Origin of the sequence: Bradyrhizobium sp. AUGA SZCCT0431 (assembly GCF_018131065.1) — a bacterium.
GTDB lineage: Bacteria > Pseudomonadota > Alphaproteobacteria > Rhizobiales > Xanthobacteraceae > Bradyrhizobium.
This window is the reverse complement of sequence record NZ_JAFCLR010000001.1, coordinates 232,983-251,723: the sequence shown is the minus strand read 5'-3', so window position 1 is coordinate 251,723 and position 18,741 is coordinate 232,983. Positions and strand designations below refer to the sequence as shown.

The 18,741-nt window shown below is 63.0% G+C and carries 15 protein-coding genes, 1 pseudogene and 1 riboswitch; of the genes and pseudogenes, 7 read left to right on the top strand and 9 right to left on the bottom strand.

What is annotated here, in order from left to right; all coding sequences use genetic code 11:
• Nucleotides 1-74 precede the first annotated feature (74 nt).
• From JQ567_RS01115 to sdhC, 6 genes are all read right to left on the bottom strand, one after another.
• A complete protein-coding gene (locus tag JQ567_RS01115) occupies nt 75-2,117 on the bottom strand; it encodes an ABC transporter ATP-binding protein/permease (protein WP_212437091.1) in 2,043 nt (680 codons plus the stop codon).
• Between the two features lie 138 nt (nt 2,118-2,255).
• Nucleotides 2,256-4,448: a hybrid sensor histidine kinase/response regulator gene (locus JQ567_RS01110; RefSeq protein WP_212437090.1), complete on the bottom strand. Its 2,193-nt coding sequence runs from the start codon at nt 4,446-4,448 to the stop codon at nt 2,256-2,258.
• 121 nt (nt 4,449-4,569) lie between these two features.
• Nucleotides 4,570-5,352: a succinate dehydrogenase iron-sulfur subunit gene (locus tag JQ567_RS01105; RefSeq protein ID WP_192739357.1), complete on the bottom strand. Its 783-nt coding sequence runs from the start codon at nt 5,350-5,352 to the stop codon at nt 4,570-4,572.
• A 128-nt stretch (nt 5,353-5,480) separates the two neighbouring features.
• Nucleotides 5,481-7,337 carry a succinate dehydrogenase flavoprotein subunit gene (gene sdhA / locus JQ567_RS01100; protein ID WP_212437089.1) on the bottom strand — a complete coding sequence of 619 codons (1,857 nt, stop codon included), beginning with the start codon at nt 7,335-7,337 and terminating at the stop codon, nt 5,481-5,483.
• Nucleotides 7,338-7,340: 3 nt separating this feature from the next.
• On the bottom strand, nt 7,341-7,715 hold the full coding sequence (gene sdhD, locus JQ567_RS01095) for a succinate dehydrogenase, hydrophobic membrane anchor protein (protein ID WP_212437188.1): 375 nt from the start codon (nt 7,713-7,715) through the stop codon (nt 7,341-7,343).
• A 20-nt stretch (nt 7,716-7,735) separates the two neighbouring features.
• Entirely contained in the window at nt 7,736-8,137 is a 402-nt protein-coding gene (gene sdhC, locus JQ567_RS01090; RefSeq protein ID WP_212437088.1) for a succinate dehydrogenase, cytochrome b556 subunit, read from the bottom strand.
• A gap of 508 nt (nt 8,138-8,645) precedes the next feature.
• On the opposite strand from sdhC, the gene JQ567_RS01085 reads away from it, so the two are divergent.
• A complete protein-coding gene (locus tag JQ567_RS01085; RefSeq protein ID WP_212437087.1) occupies nt 8,646-9,494 on the top strand; it encodes a sulfite exporter TauE/SafE family protein in 849 nt (282 codons plus the stop codon).
• Between the two features lie 187 nt (nt 9,495-9,681).
• Nucleotides 9,682-10,512: an ABC transporter substrate-binding protein gene (locus JQ567_RS01080; RefSeq protein WP_212437086.1), complete on the top strand. Its 831-nt coding sequence runs from the start codon at nt 9,682-9,684 to the stop codon at nt 10,510-10,512.
• 10 nt (nt 10,513-10,522) lie between these two features.
• On the opposite strand, the pseudogene JQ567_RS01075 reads toward JQ567_RS01080, so the two are convergent.
• Nucleotides 10,523-10,787: pseudogene (locus tag JQ567_RS01075) on the bottom strand (HD-GYP domain-containing protein); the annotation flags it as partial.
• Nucleotides 10,788-11,073: 286 nt separating this feature from the next.
• On the bottom strand, nt 11,074-12,600 hold the full coding sequence (locus JQ567_RS01070; RefSeq protein ID WP_212437085.1) for a malonyl-CoA synthase: 1,527 nt from the start codon (nt 12,598-12,600) through the stop codon (nt 11,074-11,076).
• Between the two features lie 74 nt (nt 12,601-12,674).
• On the opposite strand from JQ567_RS01070, the gene JQ567_RS01065 reads away from it, so the two are divergent.
• The 5 genes from JQ567_RS01065 (at nt 12,675) to JQ567_RS01045 (ending at nt 17,387) form a co-directional block, all read left to right on the top strand.
• Nucleotides 12,675-13,436 carry an SDR family oxidoreductase gene (locus JQ567_RS01065; protein ID WP_212437084.1) on the top strand — a complete coding sequence of 254 codons (762 nt, stop codon included), beginning with the start codon at nt 12,675-12,677 and terminating at the stop codon, nt 13,434-13,436.
• 133 nt (nt 13,437-13,569) lie between these two features.
• Nucleotides 13,570-13,650: riboswitch (ZMP/ZTP riboswitch) on the top strand.
• A gap of 36 nt (nt 13,651-13,686) precedes the next feature.
• The gene (folB, locus tag JQ567_RS01060) at nt 13,687-14,097 is read left to right on the top strand and encodes a dihydroneopterin aldolase (protein WP_212437083.1); all 411 of its coding nucleotides are present in this window, start codon (nt 13,687-13,689) and stop codon (nt 14,095-14,097) included.
• 1,116 nt (nt 14,098-15,213) lie between these two features.
• Nucleotides 15,214-15,768, top strand: coding sequence for a fasciclin domain-containing protein (locus JQ567_RS01055; protein WP_212437082.1), 555 nt, complete (start codon nt 15,214-15,216; stop codon nt 15,766-15,768).
• A gap of 179 nt (nt 15,769-15,947) precedes the next feature.
• Nucleotides 15,948-16,583 (top strand): cytochrome b/b6 domain-containing protein, encoded by a 636-nt coding sequence (locus tag JQ567_RS01050; RefSeq protein ID WP_212437081.1) that lies wholly within the window; start codon nt 15,948-15,950, stop codon nt 16,581-16,583.
• Between the two features lie 18 nt (nt 16,584-16,601).
• The gene (locus tag JQ567_RS01045) at nt 16,602-17,387 is read left to right on the top strand and encodes a molybdopterin-dependent oxidoreductase (protein WP_212437080.1); all 786 of its coding nucleotides are present in this window, start codon (nt 16,602-16,604) and stop codon (nt 17,385-17,387) included.
• 83 nt (nt 17,388-17,470) lie between these two features.
• Here JQ567_RS01045 and JQ567_RS01040 read toward each other — a convergent pair whose 3' ends face one another.
• Nucleotides 17,471-18,661, bottom strand: a complete 1,191-nt coding sequence (locus JQ567_RS01040; RefSeq protein ID WP_212437079.1) for a YbfB/YjiJ family MFS transporter — start codon at nt 18,659-18,661, stop codon at nt 17,471-17,473.
• Nucleotides 18,662-18,741 lie beyond the last annotated feature (80 nt).

The window sequence follows — 18,741 nt, the reverse complement described above, 5'->3', positions numbered from 1 at the left end:
ACTCTCGTCGTCCCGGCCTTGAGCTCAGATGCGCAATTGCGCATCTGAGCTCAAGGCCGGGACGACAGCTAACGTCACGCCGCCTTTTTCGGCGGCTTGCGCTGGCGCAGGAAGCGGCCGAGCAGGCGGCGTTTGCTCTTGCGCGGGATCAGGTCGACGTCGCTGACGAGTTTGGCACCGCCCTTGCGCCGTTCCAGCACGATCTTGCGGCTATGGAAGGCTTCCAGCTCGACGCGATGGGCCACGCTGACGATGGTGGCCTTGGGCAGTTCGCGCGTGACCATCTCCATCATCTTGTCCTGGCTCTTCTCGTCGAGCGCGGAGGTCGCCTCGTCCAGCACCACGATGTCGGGGTTGTGCAGCAACAGCCGCGCGAACGCCAGCCGCTGCTTTTCGCCGCCCGACAAGGTCTGGTCCCACGGCGCCTCTTCCTCGATCTTCTCCTTGAGATGATCGAGGCCGACCTTGTGCAGGGCGTCGCCGATCTGTTCGGGGTTCCAGTCTTCCGCGGCGCCGGGATAGGCAATCGCGCGGCGCAGCGTGCCGGTGGGGATGTACGGCTTCTGCGGCAGCATGAAGAGCCGGCGGTCGGGATGGAAATTGACGCTGCCGCCGCCCCATGGCCACAGGCCCGCAATCGCGCGCACCAAGGTGCTTTTGCCGGTGCCGGATTCGCCGGCCACCAATAGCCGTTCGCCCGCTTCGATCACGACTTCGGTCTCGCCGACGACAGCGGTGCCGTCGTCGAGCGTTACCGAAAAATCGTTGAGGCTGAGCATGGCCTCGCCCTCGGTCTCGCCGCGCTTGATGCGGCCGAACCCTTCGCCGCGCTCGGCGCGCTCCAGGGCGTCGAGCGACATCATCAGCGAGGCGATGCGGCGCGCGCAGGCGTTCCAGTCGGCGAGGCGCGGATAATTATCCACCAGCCAGCCGAACGCGGACTGCACGATGGTGAAGGCGGAGGCCGCCTGCATCACCTGTCCGAGCGACATGCTGCCGTCGAGGTATTTCGGCGCGCACAGCAATAGCGGAACGACCGGCGCAATCAGGCTGGACCCCTGCGAGACCAGCGTGGTGCGCATGTGCTGGCGGGCGAGCTGCGACCATTGCCGCAGCACATTGGAGAAGTTCTTGTCGAGGCCGTCGCGCTCTTCCTCCTCGCCGCCGAGCAGCGCGATGCTCTCGCCGTTCTCGCGGATGCGGGTCAGCGTGTAGCGAAATTCAGCCTCGGCCTGGTTCTTGTCTTCGGACACCTGCACGAAACTGCGGCCGATGGTCATGATCGAGCCGGAGGCGATCGCGGCGTAGACGACCGCGGCGATCACGAGAAAACCGGGGATCGTCACAACAGATCCGGCGACCGTTACCGTCAGCGCGCCACCGATGGTCCAGAGCACCACGATGAAAGTCGCGGCCGACAGGAAGGCCGAGGTGACGCCGGCGACGAAATCCACCGGCGCGTCGGTGGCGATCCGCAAATCCTCGGCGATGCGGTGTTCCGGATTCTTGTGATCGCCGCCGACGAGATTGAGCTGGTAGTAGCGGCCGCTGGTCAGCCAGCGCGTCATGACAGAGCTGGTCAGCCAGGCCCGCCAGCGGCGCTGGATGCCCATCCGCGTGAACACTTGCGCGACGCCGAGTAACACGCTGCCGATCGCGAGCGGGAAAAACACCGCGGTGAGATAGAAGACGGTCGCGGAATCGCGCTTCTCGATGGCGTCGAAGATCGCGCGATTCCAGACATTGATGCCGTACTGAAAACCGACATTGACGACGATCAGGATCAGGAGCCCGATCGAGAATAGCCACGCCAGCTGGCCGCCGTTCTTGCTCCAAAATCCGCGCGCGCTGATCCAGAACCGCGTCAAGAGATAGTCTTTGCGCGCCTGCTCGGCCTCTTCCGGCGACCACTCCGGATCGGGCTCGACCACCTCTGGCGGCGGCGGTTCAACGTGATCGCCGCCTTCCGCGACGACGTCGACAATCTCGGACTTTTCTGCCGACGGTTTCTCGGAAGGGGGTTCTTTCGTGGCAGCAGATTTCTTCGAGGAATCGGATTTCTTCGAGGAAGGCTCGGACTTTACGGCGGACTTCGTATCGGAGTTACTATCAGCCATGGCCCGATAACGCGAAGAAAATCAGAAGGTTCCCTGATGGTTGCTTCCCACGTCATAGGCGAGCGCAAGCGAAGCCGTCCTTCAGACGGCTTGGCCCGGCCATGACGAAGTGTGAATGACACCGCTGACGTGCTGACCTCAGGACGCCCGCGTCGCGGTGGCGCGTTTCATCATGCGCCAGCGGGCGACCGCGTGCAGCACGCGCGAAAGCTGCTCGATCGAGTAGGGCTTTTGCAGCAGCTCCAGACCGTCGCTGCCGCTTTCGGACAGGCCGTGGCTGTAGCCGCTGGTCAGCACGACCGGCAGATCGGCATGGTAACGGCGGATTTCCTGCGCCAGCTCGATGCCGGTCATGCCCGGCATCACGACGTCGGTGAATACCACGTCGTAGCGGTCGGCGCCTTCAGCCAGTTCTTCCAGCGCGTGCGTGGCGTTGTCGACCAGGGTCGTGCCGTAGCCGAGTTCGGCCAGCGCGTCGGTGGCGAATTTCCCGACCTCGATATTGTCTTCGACCACGAGCACCGACATGCCCCTGCCGTCGAGCGGCGGAGCATCTTCCACCGTTACCTGCTGCGGCTTGCCGTCACCGGTGGCGCGCGGCAGGTACAGCGTGAAAACGCTGCCATTTCCCACTTCGCTGGCCACCACCACTTCGCCGCCGGATTGCCTGGCGAAACCGAACACCTGGGACAGGCCGAGCCCGGTGCCCTGGCCGACCTCCTTGGTGGTGAAGAAGGGTTCGAAGATGCGACCGTACTGCTCCTGGGGAATGCCGACGCCGGTATCCTCGACGGAGACCGCGACATAGCCGGTGGGTTTTTGGCCAGCGCGATTCTGGCCGATGGAGTCCTGGTTGCGGGGATTTGGCGAACCTACGGCGGCGCTGGGCAATTCGGTTGCCGTGTGCACCGTGATGGTCAGCCTGCCGCGGCCGTCCATGGCGTCGCGGGCGTTGACCGCCATGTTGATCATCGCGGTTTCGAACTGCCCGGCATCGGCATTGACGACGCACGGTTCGGTCGGCCCATGGATCTCGATCTCGATCCGCGATCCGATCAGCGTCTTGATCATCTCGCTCAGCATCTGCACGTTTTGGCCGACGTCGAACAGTTCCGGCTTGAGTGTCTGGCGACGTGCGAATGCCAGCAGCTGGCTCGTCAGTCGTGCCGCGCGCGTGACCGTGTCCGAGATCGCGTCGATGTAGCGCAGCCGGCGCGGCTCCGGCAGGTCCGGCCGCCGCAACAGATCGACGGAGGCGCGGATCACGGTGAGCAGATTGTTGAAGTCATGCGCGACGCCGCCGGTGAGTTGCCCCAGCGCCTCGAGCCGCTGGCCATGCTTCAGCGCTTCCTCGGCCTCCTGCCGCTTGGCGGCTTCGAGATAGAGGTGCCGCGTCCGCCGCAACGCCAGCGCGAGCAGGGAAAACAGCAGGGCGGTGGCCGGAGCACCGAAGATTAGATGCTGGCTGATGGTGGAGAACCAGCGCGCCCGGATTGCCGACGTCTCAAGGCCGGCGCTGATATAGATCGGATATTCGGCGAGCCGCTGGTAGCCGAGGCGGCGCTCGATGCCGTCGGTCGGTGACGTCACGGTGATAAGGCCGGCCTTGGGGTTCGCCGCGATCTGTTGTCCGACCGGTCCTGAGAGGTCGAGCCGCGCTTCCTGATCTCCGGTCGGAAAGCGCGCCAGCACTGCGCCGTTAGTCAGGGCAAGCGCAAAGAAGCTGCCCGGCTCGCGGCCGATCCGGGCGTAGAATTTCTCGAAATATTCCGGGAGTACCGACGCCTGGATCACGCCGGCAAAGCTGCCGTCCTCGGTTTGCCGGCGCCGGCTGAAGCCGAAAAACGGCGCACCCTGATAGGGCGGCCGTGGCGTCAGCGCCTCGCCAATATAGGTTCCGATGTCGCCGGCGACATGGACCTTGAAATAATCCCGGTCCGAGAAGTCGATCTCGGGCGGGGGCATGACGAGGCTGTTGACAAGCGCGCGGCCCCTGGCGTCGAAGATCCAGGCCGATTTTACCTGCGGCAGCGACCCGACAAGCTGCTTCAGCCGCTGATGCAGCGCTTCCTCGCGGGAAGTAATGCCGGCGTCCGGAATGCCGCGGATCACCTCGGCGATTTCAGACAGGCTGCGGTCGATGGTCTCGAACACTTTCAGCGCGTGCTCGTGCACGACATCGAGCGAGCGTTCGATTTCCCGGTCGGCGGTCTCGTTGATCGAGATCCAGGAAACCGCGGATGCAAAGATGAAGAGCGCCAGCGGGAGGGCCAGCGAAGCCGCCATCATCCATTGCAGCAATCTCAGCGAATTGCGTTGTGCGGTCTGCACGGGCGCTCCTGCTCCGGAGCGAATCTTACGTCAAACCTGTATCGGAACAAAGCGGTGCGGAAGCTGAAACTTTGCCCGGTGCCGGGCGCGGCCGTTTACCGGGATACTCGGCACAAATTAGCTAAATTTGCCGCTCGACCAGCTTCAGCTTGAGCTCGGCGATGGCTTCCGACGGGTTGAGACCCTTCGGGCAGGCCTTGGCGCAGTTCATGATGGTGTGGCAGCGGTAGAGCCGGAACGGGTCTTCGAGATTGTCGAGCCGCTCGCCGGTGGCTTCATCGCGGGAATCGGTGACCCAGCGCGTCGCCTGCAGCAGCGCGGCGGGTCCCAGGAAGCGGTCGCTGTTCCACCAGTAGCTCGGGCACGAGGTCGAGCAGCAGGCGCACAGGATGCATTCGTAGAGGCCGTCGAGTTTTTCGCGGTCCTCGTGGCTCTGCTTCCATTCCTTCTGCGGCGTCGGCGTGGTCGTCTTCAGCCACGGCTCGATCGAGGCATATTGCGCATAGAAATTGGTCAGGTCAGGCACCAGGTCCTTCACGACGGGCTGGTGCGGCAGCGGGTTGACCTTGACCGCGCCGTCTTTGACGTCGTGCATCGACTTGGTGCAGGCCAGCGTGTTCTGGCCGTCAATGTTCATGGCGCAGGAACCGCAGACGCCTTCGCGGCAGGAGCGGCGGAAGGTCAGCGTCGGATCGATGTGGTTCTTGATCCAGATCAGGCCGTCCAGCACCATCGGACCGCATTCGCTGGTATCGATGTGATAGGTGTCGACGCTCGGATTCTTGCCGTCGTCCGGATTCCAGCGATACACCCGAAACTCGCGCGTCTCGGTCGCGCCCGCCGGCTTCGGCCAGGTCTTGCCGCCGGTGATCTTTGAGTTCTTCGGAAGCGCGAATTCAACCATTCCTCTAACCTTTCGTCATTCCTGTCCGAAGGACCAGACCGCAGGTGCGCAATTGCGCACCGGGGAATCTCGAGATTCCGGGTTCGATGCTAACGCATCGCCCCGGAATGACGGCTGCTTTTGTTCGATCAATACACCCGCGCCTTTGGCGGAATGTACTGCACGTCGTTGGTCATCGTGTAGTCGTGCACCGGGCGGTAATCGATCGTGGTTTTGCCACGCCCGTCGATCCACGCCAGCGTGTGCTTCATCCAGTTCTTGTCGTCACGTTCGGCGAAATCCTCGCGGGCGTGGGCGCCGCGGCTCTCGGTGCGGTTGGCCGCCGAGTCCATCGTCACCACCGCCTGCACGATCAGATTGTCGAATTCGAGGGTTTCGATCAGGTCGGAATTCCAGACCAGCGAGCGGTCGGTAGTCGCGACGTCGCCGATTCCGCCATGCACCTTGTGGATCAGGTTCTGGCCTTCGCTCAGGACTTCGCCGGTGCGGAACACAGCGCAATTGCTCTGCATCACATGCTGCATGCTGTCGCGCAGTTTTGCGGTCGGCGTGCCGCCGGAGGCGTAGCGATAATGATCGAGCCGGCCGAGTGCCAGTTCGGCCGAGTCCGCCGGCAGTTCCGGCTGCTTGCCGTTCGCGGTCAGTTTCTCGGCGCAACGCAGCGCCGCGGAGCGGCCGAACACGACGAGGTCGATCAGCGAGTTGGAGCCGAGCCGGTTGGCGCCGTGCACGGAGACGCAGGCGGCTTCACCGAGCGCCATCAGGCCGGGCACGGTGGCGTTGTCGTCGCCGTCCCGCTTGGTCAGCACTTCGCCATGATAATTGGTGGGGATGCCGCCCATATTGTAGTGCACGGTCGGCGTGATCGGGATCGGCTCGCGGGTGACGTCGACATTGGCGAAGATCTTCGCCGATTCGGAAATGCCCGGCAGTCTTTCCTGCAGCACCTTGGGATCGAGATGATCGAGGTGCAGATAGATATGGTCCTTTTTCTTGCCGACACCGCGGCCTTCGCGCATTTCGATGGTCATCGCGCGCGAGACCACGTCGCGCGAGGCAAGGTCCTTGGCGGAGGGCGCATAGCGTTCCATGAAGCGCTCGCCCTCGGAATTTACGAGATAGCCGCCTTCGCCGCGCGCGCCTTCGGTGACGAGGCAGCCCGAACCATAGATCCCGGTCGGGTGGAACTGGATGAATTCCATGTCCTGCAGCGGCAGGCCGGCGCGCAGCGCCATCGCGCCGCCGTCACCGGTGCAGGTATGCGCCGAGGTGCAGGAGGCGTAGGCGCGGCCGTAGCCGCCGGTGGCGAGGATCGTGGTCTGGGCGCGGAACCGATGCAGCGTGCCGTCGTCGAGCTTGAGCGCGATCACGCCGCGGCAGACGCCCTGGTCGTCCATGATGAGGTCGATGGCGAAGAACTCGATGTAGAATTCGGCGGCGTGGCGCAGCGCCTGGCCGTACATCGTGTGCAGCATGGCGTGACCGGTGCGGTCGGCGGCGGCGCAGGTGCGCTGCGCCTGGCCCTTGCCGAAATCCATGGTCATGCCGCCGAACGGACGCTGGTAGATCTTGCCGTCTTCGGTGCGCGAGAACGGCACGCCCCAATGTTCGAGCTCGTAGACCGCTTCGGGCGCGTTGCGCACCATGTATTCGATGGCGTCCTGGTCGCCGAGCCAGTCCGACCCCTTGACGGTGTCGTACATGTGCCAGCGCCAGTCGTCCTTGTGCATGTTGCCGAGTGCAGCCGAAATGCCGCCTTGCGCCGCGACCGTGTGCGAGCGGGTCGGAAACACTTTGGTGATGCAGGCGGTGCGCAGACCCGCTTCGGAGCAGCCGACCACGGCGCGCAGGCCCGCGCCGCCGGCGCCGACCACGACGACGTCGTAGGTATGGTCTTCGATCGGATAGGCTTTTCCGTTGGTGGCAGGACCACTTCCTGGACCGCCACTGCCGTTGGTGGCCTTGCCGTTACCTTCAGCGGCCATGGGTTACACTCCCGATGACATTTTGAGGATCGCGTAAATCGAGGCGAGCGCCACCGCGATACAGAAGAAATTATTGGCCATCACGCTGGCGAGCTTGATCTTCTCATTGTGCACGTAGTCTTCGATCACGACCTGCATGCCGATCTTCATGTGCCAGGCACTGGCGAGGATGAAGAGCAGCATGATGATCGCGATTGGCACCGAGCTGAAGATTTGCTTGGCACCCGCCTGGTTGCTGCCGAGCAGCATCAGCACCACCACGATGACAGGCACGATCAGCACCGTCATCGCCACAGCGGTGAGGCGCTGCCGCCAGAAATCGGAAGTGCCGGAATGCGAGGAGCCGAGGGCGCGGACGCGCGCGAGAGGCGTGCGCATCGAAGGCGATTTGGGCGCGTTCATCGTCCGCCTCCGATGGTCATGTAGGCGACGATCCAGACCAGGATGGTAAGCGAAATGCCGCCGATCAGCGCGCCCCAGGTCATGGCCTCGCGCTCATTGGCCTTGAAGCCGTAGCCGAGGTCCCAGACCAGATGCCGCAGGCCCGACAGCAGATGATGCATCAGCGCCCAGGTGTAACCGAACACGATCAGGCGTCCGATGAAGCTGCCGGTAAAAGCCTGCACATTGGCGTAGGCGCCGGGGCCGGAAGCGGCCGCGATCAGCCACCAGGCCAACAGCAGGGTTCCGAAATACAGCGCCACGCCGGTGGCGCGGTGGACGATGGACAGCGCCATCGTCAGCGTCCAGCGGTAGGTCTGCAGATGGGGAGAAAGCGGTCGTTCGATCCTGGCGGTCATCGGCGGCTTTGAAGTTGGCGGGACGTGGTGCGGCCCATCGGGGATCGCGTTAAAGCAATTCTATTTACGTAGTCGAACCAGCGAGCGCAACGATCAAATGCCACGAAATCGAACGGTCGTTCATTACTAGATCGAGGATGAAACGAGGGCGATCAGCGGCTTGGTATACCACGCTTGCACTGGCTCATTGAAAGAACGAATCGTTGTTCGCTTGTTGTGATGAGCTGTCGCCGCCTGCGCGTATAAAGGGTCGGCGGTGGGGCGGCCGGCGGCCCACATCGTGGAGCAGGCGGCGTCCCTTCGCGGCCGTTCGCGGGCGCGTTCTGGCTATTCCCGCAGAGCCGACCGGATATGCGAATCCAGCGCACGCCCTGGCCGCGCGTCCCGTCCCGACCCTGCATTTCAAGCCCTGCATTTGATCGCGAGAGCCGCCGCCAGCGCGGCAGTGGTCCCGCCCCGATTCGTCCGGTAACGCTGCGGTGTTCCTCAACGCGCAGGTGGGATTGGGATGGCCGGACTTAATCTCGTCGAGCTTGTCGAACTGGCGCTGATGCTGGTTGCGGTCGGCGCGGTGTCGGGGTTTTTCGCCGGCATCTTCGGGATCGGCGGCGGCGCGATCCTGGTGCCGGTGTTCTATGAGTGCTTCCGCCTTGCGGGCGTGCCGCTGGATGTGCGCATGCCGCTCTGCATCGGCACTTCGCTCGCGATCATCATCCCCACCTCGATCCGTTCGTTCCGCGCCCATCACGCCCGCGGCGCGGTTGATCTGGGCGTGCTCAAATTGTGGTGGCTGCCGATCATCATCGGCGTCATTGCCGGCAGCATCACCGCGCGTTACGCGCCCGAGCGGCTGTTCAAGATCGTCTTCGTCGGCGTGGCATGGTCGGCCGCCGCGCGGCTGCTGCTGGCGCGCGACAACTGGAAATTCGGCGACGACATCCCCAAGGGCCCGCTGATGCGGCTCTATGGTTTCTTCATCGGTCTGCTGTCGACCCTGATGGGGGTCGGCGGCGGCCTGTTCGCCAATCTTCTGATGACGTTCTGTGGCCGTCCCATTCATCAGGCGGTCGCGACCTCCTCGGCGCTGGCGGTGCTGATCTCGATCCCCGGCGCGCTCGGCTACATCTATGCCGGCTGGCCCGCGGCGGCACGCTATCCGGACGTCACCGCGCTGCAGCTGCCATTCGCGATCGGCTTCGTCTCGCTGATCGGCGCCCTGCTTGTGATGCCGACCAGCCTTCTCACCGCGCCGCTCGGCGTGCGCGCGGCGCATGCGATGTCAAAGCGCAGGCTGGAGATCGCGTTCGGCTGCTATCTCTTCATTGTCGGCAGCCGGTTTGTGATAAGCCTGCTGTAAGGGTGGCACCAAGATAACCAAAAGCATTTCAGTTGGGGCTTTGATGAAGCGACGCGAGTTCATCGCACTGGTTGGAGGTGCTGCGGCGTGGCCGCTAGCGGCGTCCGCCCAGCCGGCGAAGCTGCCGATCATCGGATTTCTTGGCGCAAATACGCCGTCGGCCCAACAGGAATCGACCGCCGCCCTGGTGCAGCGGCTGCGTGAACTCGGCTGGATCGAGGGTCGCAATCTCCAGATCGAATATCGCTGGGCCGAAGGACGCTTCGATCGTTCTCCCGAGATGATCGCCGAATTGCTCGCTCTGAAGGCCGAAATCATTGTGACGCACGCCCCCTTGAACGTGATCGCCGCAAGACGCGTGACGTCGGTGATTCCCATCGTATTTGCAGCGGTGGGAGACCCCGTCGGCATTGGTGTCGTCGCGAGCCTGGCGCGACCGGGTGGCAATGTCACGGGCCTTTCGCTGCAATCTGCCGACCTTGCAGGCAAGCGTCTGGAACTGTTGCGCGAGATCATTCCGGGTCGTCGCCGGTTGGCGATCCTGATCAATGCTGCCAGCCCCAATGCGGCGCTCGAAGTCAGTGAGGTCAAGGCCGCGAACCCAAAATTCGATTTCGAGGTCACGGTGCTGGAGATCAAGCGCGCGGAAGACATTGCGCCCGCGATAGGGGGTCTCAAGCTTGGCGCCGATGCCCTGTACGTTCAGACCGACCCGCTCTTCAATACCAACCGTTCCCGTATCAGTGCGCTCGCGCTGGATGCCAGGCTGCCGACGATATCCGGTACGCGTGAATATGTTGAAGCCGGAAGCCTGATGTCCTACGGCGCAAACTTCACCGACCTGTTCCGGCGCGCCGGCGATTATGTCGACAAGATCCTGCGTGGCGCTAATGCCAGCGATCTTCCGGTGCAGCAGCCGACCAAATTCGATCTAATCGTCAATCTTAAGACCGCTAAGGCGCTCGGCCTCGAACTGCCGCCCACGCTGCTTGCCCGCGCCGATGAAGTGATCGAGTGAAGCGCTCGCCTTAACGATTCAACGCGACTTCCCTGAACACCTTGACGAGCGGGGCTTTCCAGCTTGCCGTGCATCTTGCCGAGAATTTCATAGGCTTGCGCACGCGGCATCGCGGGCCGGTACTGGCGAAATTCGATCAGCGCCGCAAAAATATCGGCGATGGTCAGGATCCGGACCAGGTCGGAGATGCTTTCGGCGCAAAGCGCATCGGGATATCCGCTGCCGTCGAGATATTCATGGTGGTGCCGGACCGCGTGCAGGATTTCCGCCGAGATGCCGCATGCAACAACATCGATAACATTACCTGGAAGACGGTTTGGCCTGATCGCCATCGCTTCCGAAAACCAAACCGGCTCGCCGTTTCAGAACGACCGTAATATCACGGGAGTTACAACGAGCCATTTCGTCACGCTATCCGCGAAACGGAATTTTTCGGTTAAATGGCAATGCCCAAAAATCGTTCACATACGCCGCGCGCCATGGAACTCGCCATCGCGGAACTTGGCTTCGCGCTTCGTGGGCGCAGGCACGGGCGTCGCATCACCCGGACAGGGGATGGCGCTACTTTGCGTAAATCTTTGCGTAAGTATCCCGCAGAATATTCTTCTGCACCTTGCCCATCGCGTTGCGCGGCAATTCGTCGACGACGAAGACGCGCTTCGGCATCTTGAACTTTGCAAGACGCCCGTCGAGCGCTTGCAGCACCGAGGCTTCGCTGATGTCGGCGCCCTTGTTGCAGACCACCACGGCGGTGACACCTTCGCCAAAGTCCGCATGCGGCACGCCGATCACGGCGGATTCGATTACGCCCGGCATGGCGTCGATCTCGCTCTCGATTTCCTTCGGGTAGACGTTGAAGCCGCCGGAGATCACCAGATCCTTGCCGCGGCCGAGAATGTGCACATAGCCCTTGTCGTCGATCTTGCCGAGATCGCCGGTGATGAAGAAGCCGTCATCGCGGAATTCGGCTTTTGTCTTCTCCGGCATCCGCCAATAGCCCTTGAAGACGTTGGGGCCCTTGACCTCGATCATGCCGATGCTGTCGCGCGCGATCTCCTTGCCGGTTTCGGGATCGGTGACGCGCACGGAAACGCCGGGCAATGGAAGGCCGACGGCGCCGGCCACGCGGTCGCCATCATAGGGGTTCGACGTGTTCATGTTGGTTTCGGTCATGCCGTAGCGTTCGAGAATGGCAAAACCGGTGCGCGCGGCCCATTCGCGGTGGGTGTCGGCGAGCAGCGGCGCGGAGCCGGAAATGAACAGCCGCATGTGCCTGGCGGAGTCTTTGGTCAGCGCCGGGCTCTGCAGCAGCCGCGTGTAGAACGTCGGCACGCCCATCAGCACGGTCGAGCGCGCCATCAGCTTGATGATCAGTTCGGGATCGAGCTTCGGCAGGAAGATCATCGAAGCGCGCGCGAACAGCGTGACGTTGCTCGCCACGAACAGGCCATGGGTGTGATAGATCGGCAGCGCGTGGATCAGCACATCGTCCTTGCTGAAGCGCCAATAGTCGACCAGCGAGAGCGAGTTCGAGGCGAGATTGTCGTGCGTCAGCATCGCGCCCTTGGAACGGCCCGTGGTGCCCGACGTGTAGAGGATCGCGGCGAGATCGTCGCTGGCGCGGGGAACGGTGGTGAATTCCGGCCCTGCCCAGTCGGTTGCCTCTGTCAGCGATCCCTTGCCGTCCGCCCCCAGCGTCTCGACCTTGGCCTTCACCTTCGCCGCGATCGCCGCGATGCCGTCGGCCTTGGAAGGGTCGCACACCACCAGCGACGGCTCGGCGTCGGTGATAAAATATTCCAGTTCATTCAGCGTATAGGCGGTGTTGAGCGGCAGATACACCGCGCCTGCGCGCACGGTTGCGAGATAGAGGACAAGGCTCTGCACTGACTTCTCGGTTTGCGCTGCAACGCGATCACCGGGCTTAACGCCCCGCTCGACCAGTACATTTGCCATCTGCGCCGTACGGACGATCAGACGCGCATAGCTGAAGCGGTGTCCGTCATGCGTCTCGATCGCGAGCCGGGCGGGATCGTCGAGATTGTCGAACAGCCGGGAAAACAGGTTGGCGCTGGCGATGGTGTTCATGCAACATTCCCTGAGGGGCATCAGGTGGCTGGATTAGCAAAAACGCCCCTCAAAAAGCAACGGAGACAGTTTGCATGTCAAATAATGGGAAACGCGTGGCCTGGGTGACGGGCGGTGGCACGGGAATCGGTGAATCCGGCGCGGAGCATCTCGCGGCGGACGGCTGGATCGTCGTGGTATCGGGACGCCGCCAGGCCGAGCTGGACCGGGTCGTGGCCAACATCACCAAAAAGGGCGGCAAGGCCGAGGCGATCGCACTCGATGTCAGCAACAGGGCCGATGTCAACAAGGCGGCGGAACAGATCCTCGCCAAGCACGGCCGGATCGACCTGCTGGTCAACAGTGCCGGCGTCAACGTACCGAAGCGGAGCTGGGCGGATGTGGAACCGGAGGGCTGGGACAAGGTCGTCAATATCAACCTCAACGGCGTCATGTTCTGCATGCACGCTGTGCTGCCGGCGATGCGCAAGCAGCAGGATGGCTGCATCATCAACGTCGCGTCCTGGGCCGGTCGTCATGTCTCCAAGATGACGGGCCCGGCCTACACCACGACCAAGCATGCGGTGCTGGCGCTGACCCATTCCTTCAACATGGACGAATGCGTCAATGGGCTGCGCGCCTGCTGCCTGTCGCCCGGCGAGGTCGCAACCCCGATCCTGAAATCGCGCCCGGTGCCGCCGAACGAAACCCAATTGGCGAAGATGCTGCAGCCGGAGGATTGCGGCCGCACCATCGCGTTCGTCGCCAGCCTGCCGCCGCGCGTCTGCGTCAACGAGATTCTGATCAGCCCGACACACAATCGCGGCTTCATTCAGACGCCGGCGAGCAATGATTGATTGCGTTCCCTGTAGCCCGGATGGAGCGAAGCGCAATCCGGGACAAATCGGTCAGCTGACGCGACAGCCCGGATTTCGCTTCGCTTCATCCGGGCTACGGGTCTTGAGCCACGTCAACCTTGCCCGTATACTCGCACTCTCGCGCGACTGGCGATCGCAGATGGGGCACCATCGGGAAGCGCGAGATATTCAGCCGCGCGCCTGGGCAATCGGAAAAAATCCGATCCACCTCCTTGAGAAGGAGCGGCCCATGTTGACGACCATCCAGATATCAGGATTGCAGACCTTCGGGTACCACGGCCTGTTCGAGGAAGAACGCCGCCTCGGCCAGAAATTCACCTTCGACATCGAGGCGACGCTGAAGGCGGCGCCGACGCACCGGGATGACAGGCTGGATGCCTCGATCCGCTATGATGCCGTGGTGGACGCTGCCGTCAGCCTCGCCGGCGCGATGAAATATCAAACGCTGGAAGCGCTCGGGGAAGCGGTTGCGATCGGCCTGCTGCGGCGCTTCGCCTTGATTGACAGCATCACCGTTGGCGTCGCCAAGTTCAGTCCTCCGATCCCGCATACGCTCAGCAAGGTCGGGATCGCGGTGCGTCTGGCCCGATCCGATCTGGCGGATCGGCCGGTAGAGGGGGCACTGGAAGCGCTGGTCTAGATGACTGCGTTAGCGCGGCCTGCATTCGCGCGGCTCGTTGACTCTCCATTATGCATCAGAGACCGTCATTGCCTGCGACAAACGCGTAGCGTTTGCGCAAGGGAGCGAAGCGACGAAGCAATCCACTCTTGTTTTCAGCTCGCACGGAGAGGTGGATTGCTTCGCGGAGCCTGTCATCGGGCGCGCATTCGCGCGACCCGGTGGCTCGCAATGACGATGTGGAGAGGGGTGCGCGCGACAAACTGACCCGACGGGCAAATCAGTTCTGTTTTCCGGAAATCGTGTCAAGTCCTAAATTTCCGAAAATCAAAAATATTTCTCTTCCCTTCCACCCCAAATCACCTGCACATCAATAGCGATCCCGTCCCACTCAGAGGGGCGTTGGCCATCGTCACAACGAGGGGCGGGTTGCGGTGGACGCTGATGTTGCGCTTGACGCGCGCAGCAAAGGCGTACGGTAAAGACGCGTGGTCCTGATGCCCCGTATGCTGGCGTCAAGTTCCGAAGAAGCTAACGCTTCCGAGGGGCGACGGTGACAACGAGCACGGCCCGACCGGGGAGATCGCGTTATAAGCCGTAAAGCCATTGCGCAGGGAATGTCGGATTGCCTCCGCTGCCCTGTATGCTCGTGTGCAGCTTTCTTTGCACTATTCGCACACGAGACCGCGGGTGCAGCGCGCATCCGGCATTCCCTGCGCCCTCTGGATTGGGGGGGCGAAGAATTTTCAGCAACTCGGGCGCAATGTGTCGCGAGATCGCAGCGACATATTCAGTTGTCGTCACCCGCCCGAGTGCGCAATTGCGCACGGGGGGCGGGTGACCCAGTATTCCAGAGACGCCAGTGATTGAACCGAGAAGCCGCAGCGTACTGGATCACCCGCTTTCGCGGGTGATGACAGTTACATGTGTGGCGCGACCACAGGATCGCGAGAATCACCCCCCACGGACAGCCCTCCCAAAAGTTTCAGCCATCACGATAAATTATCCGCCGAAACCGCCCCAAAAACCTCCCGTAGCTCGGGCCAACGACGACGAAATCCCGGTCAACCGACCAGCGTCGTTGTTCTCAGCACCGGCGGCCCCCCGCCGGAGACCTCAATCATCGGGAGAAGATCCATGTCGAACCGTATCGCCTATCTGACCGCCGCCGCCCTTGGCGTGCTTGCGCTCACCGCCACCGTCACTGCACCGGTCAGCGCCGAGGAAAAGACCGTGATGGTCGGCGGCGCCGCGATGTTCCCCTCGAAGAACATCGTCCAGAACGCCGTCAACTCCAAGGACCACACCACGCTGGTCGCCGCCGTGAAGGCCGCCGGTCTGGTTGCCACGCTGGAAAGCAAGGGCCCGTTCACGGTGTTCGCGCCGACCAACGCCGCCTTCGGCAAGCTGCCGGCCGGCACCGTCGACACGCTGGTGAAGCCTGAGAACAAGGCGACCCTGACCAAGATCCTGACCTACCATGTCGTGCCCGGCAGGCTCGCCGCAGCCGACCTCAAGGACGGCATGAAGCTCAAGACCGCCGAAGGCGAGCAGCTGACGGTGAAGCTCGACGGCAGCAAGGTCTGGATCGTCGACGCCAAGGGCGGAACCTCGATGGTCACGATCTCGAACGTCAACCAGTCCAACGGCGTGATCCATGTGATCGATACCGTGCTGATGCCGGCTTCGTGATCTCCGCGCTCTCCTGATTAGTCCCAACAGGATGCGTGGATGGGCGAGCCGGGGCGACCCGGCTCGCTTTTTTGTGACCTCGATACGCCCCCTGCATCGATCTGATAGCATCTGGGCAGTAACGAAAACCCGGTTCCCGGCGTATAAACCGGTAACCCATTGCAACGACGGATCAGGCCATGTCGAGCATCACCGCCAGCGACCAAGCCAGCGCCAAAGCAGGCACCAAGGCCAAGGTCATTCAGCCGGCCTGGGTGCGGGCCCTGCACTGGACCAACGCCTTTGCGATGGTCCTGATGATCATGTCGGGGTGGCAGATCTACAACGCCTCGCCGCTGTTCGATTTCACCTTCTCGAGCAGCATCACGCTGGGCGGCTGGCTCGGCGGCGCGCTGCTCTGGCACTTTGCCGCGATGTGGCTGTTGATGGTCAACGGCCTGATCTACCTCGCTTTGGGGCTCGCCACCGGCCGCTTCCGCAAGAAGCTGCTGCCGATCACGCCGGAGGGCGTGCTTGCCGATACCAAGGCGGCGCTGACCGGCAAGCTGTCCCACGAGGATCTGACCAAATACAATTACGTGCAGAAGCTGCTCTATGCCGGCATCATCGTGGTCGGCATCCTGATCGTGCTGTCGGGGCTGGCGATCTGGAAGCCGGTGCAGCTGCAATATCTGACGGCAATGTTCGGCGGCTACGAAGCCGCCCGTTACGTCCACTTCTTCTGCATGGCCGCGATCGTCGCCTTCATGGTGGTTCATGTCGTGCTTGCACTTTTGGTGCCGAAGAGTCTTCGCGCGATGATTATCGGTCGCTGAGCATACTGGGAGGATATTATGGGCCGCTTGCGCAACCTTCTGATCCCCGGCGTCGACAAGACGCTCCTGGTCCGGGACGCCGTCAAGACGATGCCGGACCTGACGCGCCGGCGCTTCATCTCCGGCGGCGCCAGCCTCGGCGCGTTGACGCTGCTCACCGGCTGCGACGTGACGGACAGTTTTTCGGCCGAGGAAATGCTGAAGCAGGTTTCGAAATTCAATGACGGCGTGCAGGCCTGGATGTTCAATCCCGATGCGATGGCACCGACCTTCCCGGAAAGCGCGATCACCAAGCCGTTCCCGTTCAACGCCTATTACAGCCTCGACGAGGCCCCCGAGATCGAGGCCAAGGACTGGAAGCTCGAAGTGCGGGGCCTGGTCGAGAACAAGAAGTCGTGGACGCTGGAGGAATTGTACAAGCTGCCGCAGGTCAAGCAGGTCACGCGCCACATCTGCGTCGAGGGCTGGAGCGCGATCGGCAGCTGGACCGGCACGCCGCTGCGCGATTTTCTGAAAATCGTCGGCGCCGACACGCGCGCCAAATATGTCTGGTTCCAGTGTGCCGACAAGGACGGCTACAATTCGCCGCTCGACATGCGCAGCGCGCTGCATGCGCAGACCCAGATGACGTTCAAATTCGCAGATGAAATCCTGCCGCGCGCCTATGGCTTTCCGATGAGGATTCGCGTGCCGACAAAACTCGGCTTCAAGCATCCGAAATACGTGCTCTCGATGGAAGTCACCAACGACTACAAGGGCGGTTTCTGGGAAGACCAGGGATATAATTCGTTCAGCGGGATTTAGCTTCGTAGGGTGGGTGGAGCGAAGCGATACCCACCATCTTTTTCTCCACATCAAGGGTGGGTTACGGCTTCGCCTAACCCACCCTACGCAGTCGTCTTCAATCTCCTCTGAAACGCGCACAAAACCGCGCCGGTCGCCAGCATCGCCGCGGAAACGTTGAGCGCAAACGAAAGACTGCCCACCGCGTCGGTGATCGCGCCGACCACGATCGGCCCCAGCGTCTGGCCGATCCCGAACGCGATCGTCATCGCCGCGATCCCCATAGGCCAGGCCGAGGGCGGATAGTTGAAGCGCACGAAGGCGGTGGTCGATCCCACCACCGCGAAGAACGCGACGCCGAATACCAGCGCCGAGACCGCCAGCAACAGCGGCGAGTGCCCGAAGATCGGCAGCGCCGCGCCGATCGCGTTGACGCCGAGGATGATTGTGGTGGTGAGGCCGCCGCGATCAAGCGCCAGCACCCGCCGCCATACCCAGGGCGTTGCGAACGCACTCATCCCGATCAGGCTCCAGAACAGGCTCTGCGCCGCCGCGCCGCCGCCGCCATCGCGGACATAGGCGATCAAGAAGGTCATGTAGGCGATGTAGCCGGCGCCGAACAGGAAGTAGCCGAGCAGATAGGCCAGCACCGGCCCGACCGAGAATCTGGCCGGTGCCGCGCTGTCGATATCAGCGCCACCACCGAGCGGCGCCAGCAGCAACGGCACGATCAGGGCGACCGAGAGCAGCGTCATCGCCCACCACACGATCCACCACGATCCCGGCCCAAAACCTTGCAGCACGAACGGCGCGATCAGCCCCGACGAGAGGATGCCGAGCCCGGGCCCGGCGTAAAACAGGCTGAGCAGGAAATTGGCGCGATCGGGGCGCGTCTGCGCGATCGTGGCGGCCAGCGCCGCGCCGCCGACGAATCCGCCCGCGGCTCCGATGCCCGCCAGCAGCCGGGCAAAGCTCAGCACGAAAAAATTGCCGGAGACGGCGCAGAGCGCCAGCGAGGTGACGGCAGCCAGCGTTCCCCAGCGCACCGTTCGCGTCAGCCCAAACCGCCGGATCATGCGCGAGGCGAGCAGCGCGCCCGCGAGATAGCCGACGGCGTTGATGGTGTTCATGAAGCCGGCCGCGGAATAGGACCAGCCCAGCGCGTCGCGCATGTCCGGCAGCACCAGGGCATAGGCGAAGCGGCCGATTCCAAGACCGATCGTCGGCGCCAGCGATAGAACAAGGATCAGCCACGCGGGGTGCGCGGTGGAGGGTGGTTGAACGGCGGCCTTCACAGGATACTCCGGCAAGGCGGCGATTGTGGCAGGCGGCTGCCGGCTTGCACAGCCGCGCAGGGAGCAATGGTGTCGTGCCG

Excerpts from the sequence above, each read along its gene's own strand:
- JQ567_RS01115 (WP_212437091.1), bottom strand. The coding sequence starts at position 2,117 with ATGGCTGATAGTAACTCCGATACGAAGTCCGCCGTAAAGTCCGAGCCT.
- JQ567_RS01105 (WP_192739357.1), bottom strand. The coding sequence starts at position 5,352 with ATGGTTGAATTCGCGCTTCCGAAGAACTCAAAGATCACCGGCGGCAAG.
- sdhA (WP_212437089.1), bottom strand. The coding sequence starts at position 7,337 with ATGGCCGCTGAAGGTAACGGCAAGGCCACCAACGGCAGTGGCGGTCCA.
- sdhD (WP_212437188.1), bottom strand. The coding sequence starts at position 7,715 with ATGCGCACGCCTCTCGCGCGCGTCCGCGCCCTCGGCTCCTCGCATTCC.
- sdhC (WP_212437088.1), bottom strand. The coding sequence starts at position 8,137 with ATGACCGCCAGGATCGAACGACCGCTTTCTCCCCATCTGCAGACCTAC.
- JQ567_RS01085 (WP_212437087.1), top strand. The coding sequence starts at position 8,646 with ATGGCCGGACTTAATCTCGTCGAGCTTGTCGAACTGGCGCTGATGCTG.
- JQ567_RS01070 (WP_212437085.1), bottom strand. The coding sequence starts at position 12,600 with ATGAACACCATCGCCAGCGCCAACCTGTTTTCCCGGCTGTTCGACAAT.
- JQ567_RS01065 (WP_212437084.1), top strand. The coding sequence starts at position 12,675 with ATGTCAAATAATGGGAAACGCGTGGCCTGGGTGACGGGCGGTGGCACG.
- folB (WP_212437083.1), top strand. The coding sequence starts at position 13,687 with ATGTTGACGACCATCCAGATATCAGGATTGCAGACCTTCGGGTACCAC.
- JQ567_RS01055 (WP_212437082.1), top strand. The coding sequence starts at position 15,214 with ATGTCGAACCGTATCGCCTATCTGACCGCCGCCGCCCTTGGCGTGCTT.
- JQ567_RS01050 (WP_212437081.1), top strand. The coding sequence starts at position 15,948 with ATGTCGAGCATCACCGCCAGCGACCAAGCCAGCGCCAAAGCAGGCACC.
- JQ567_RS01045 (WP_212437080.1), top strand. The coding sequence starts at position 16,602 with ATGGGCCGCTTGCGCAACCTTCTGATCCCCGGCGTCGACAAGACGCTC.